Annotated in this window: 1 pseudogene; it reads right to left on the bottom strand. The window is 61.7% G+C overall.

The window, feature by feature from the left end:
- Positions 1-377: 377 nt before the first annotated feature.
- Positions 378-1,408, bottom strand: a pseudogene (locus X760_RS73510) (IS110 family transposase).
- Positions 1,409-1,620: the final 212 nt, after the last annotated feature.

The raw sequence follows: 1,620 nt of genomic DNA, 5'->3' as shown, positions 1-1,620 counted from the left end.
CAAGCACTGGATTCCAAGCGGGATGCCAGTTTTGGCCGTTGCTCTCCCCCTGGAGCTAGTCTTAGTCTAGCGGGCGTCGTCTAATCGCTCGGCCGTCAAGGGGGTGAGTGCAAGGCAGCCGTCCTTTCTGTCCATGCTCGTTCGTTCGTATGCCGGGTACAGGGTCGTCTACGCGGTCGATGCAAAGATCGCCGCAGGATGAGTTTCGCAGGTGAGATCTTCCTATGTTCGTTGCGCAATCTGCTTAACGAAGCAGTTGCTTCCCGCTTCGCGGAATGATCTCAGCCACGTCCCGGCAGGGACGGCTCGGTGCGTCCTGTAAGAACGCTATTGGTTGAATGGCCTGAAGAAATCGTCGTGGTCGAGCGTCTGCAGGATCAGGCGGCGGCGGGCGTTCCTCCGTGCGGATCGAACAGCTCGCCCGTCCGGAGCATCGCATGCATGATCACTGCCAGCTTGCACGCCAGGGCCACGGCGGCTCGTTTGAAGCCGCGCCGTTCTTTGAGCTCCAACGCCCAGGTTCGCAGGGTGCTGGTATCCGTCGACCGGTTCAGGATGACCGCGGCCGCTTCGTTTAGCAGTCCGCGCAACTGATTGTCGCCACGGCGCGAGATATGGCCGTCATTATCGACTTCGCCGGACTGGTAGCGTCTCGGGGTCAGGCCTACCCATGCGCCCACGGCGCGCGAGTTCCTGAAGTTCGCCGGATCCTCCACGGCCGCGGCAAAGGCGGTGGCTGTGACGGTGCCGACACCGGGCACCGACATGAGCAGACGGCAGTGCTGGTCTTCACGAGCCATCGCGGCCAGTTGCTTGCTCAGCTCTGCTATCTGGTATCGAATATCACTCCATGCCCTAAGCATTGGCACGACGATGCGCGCCAGCTTTGCTTCGCCCTGCAGAAGGTCGTGAACGTTGCGCTCGAACACGCTGCCGGCGCCCTTGGGCACGACAAGGCCGAACGTCTTCATCAATCCGCGGATTTGGTTGGATATCTGCAAACGCATCTTGAGAAGCTGGCGCCGCGCGGTGATCAGCGTGCGGATCAGCATGCTGTCGAAACCTTTGACCCGAACCTCTCGGTAGAAGCCGACCTCGGCCAGATGTGCCAGGCCATCGGCATCGTTCGCATCGGTCTTGTTCGCGGCCATGTCGAGCGCTGCCTTGGCATGCCGCGCCTCGATGCAGATCACCGGCACCCCTCTGCCATCAGCGCATGGTAGAACCACACGGACAGCGGCCCCGTCTCGAATACCACCCGCCGCACATCGGGTGCGCGCTTGCGGATCAGCGCCGCGAGTAGTTGCGGGTCGGACGCGCACTTGCCCCGCCACATCCTTTTGCCGTCCTGCCGGATCGAAATTGCCGTCTCTTTCATGGATACGTCGAGACCGATATACTGCTCCATGGCTGTCCTCCGTTCGATGCCTGGGCCCGGTGTCCATCGTGAGCCCGTTCTTCATCCTATCGGGGGACAGCCAGCCGGCTAGAGCTCCGAACATCGCCGCCACAGCTTTGGTGGCCACCGCTCCCGCGATTACGTCATGTTCGTTCCTTGTGATCTGAACGAACCAGAGCGGCGGACCTTCAACGCGAGCCGGTCTGCCGCTCGGTCATTGT

This window comes from Mesorhizobium sp. LSHC420B00, from assembly GCF_000503055.1.
GTDB lineage: Bacteria > Pseudomonadota > Alphaproteobacteria > Rhizobiales > Rhizobiaceae > Mesorhizobium.
Note: the sequence above shows the minus strand (reverse complement) of the source record. Positions and strands in the feature narration are given on the sequence as shown.